The sequence below is a fragment of the Salifodinibacter halophilus genome, assembly GCA_012999515.1.
In the GTDB taxonomy this organism is placed as follows: domain Bacteria; phylum Pseudomonadota; class Gammaproteobacteria; order Nevskiales; family Salinisphaeraceae; genus Salifodinibacter; species Salifodinibacter halophilus.
This window is the reverse complement of record JABEEB010000456.1, coordinates 1-253: the sequence shown is the minus strand read 5'-3', so window position 1 is coordinate 253 and position 253 is coordinate 1. Positions and strand designations below refer to the sequence as shown.

General features: G+C 73.9%; 1 protein-coding gene. It reads left to right on the top strand.

Annotated elements, in window-relative coordinates:
* A partial coding sequence (locus tag HKX41_12425; protein NNC24941.1) for a hypothetical protein occupies positions 1-253 on the top strand: 253 nt, incomplete at both ends.

Sequence of the window (253 nt, the reverse complement as noted above, 5' to 3'; positions counted from 1 at the left end):
CGCTGCGACCCTGGTCGCCGGCTACGCCGAACAGCGCCTGCGCGCCGAACCCGATGCGCCGCTGCGGCTGCTGGAAATCGGCGCCGGCACCGGCGCCACCAGCGCGCGCGTGTTCGAAGCGCTCAAGCCGCATGCGGCCGCGGTCGCCGAGTACCGCTACACCGATGTGTCGCGCGCGTTCCTCGGCCACGCCGAGCGCGAGTACCGGGCGGCGGCGCCGTACCTGCACTGCCAGTTGCTCGACATCGACCGG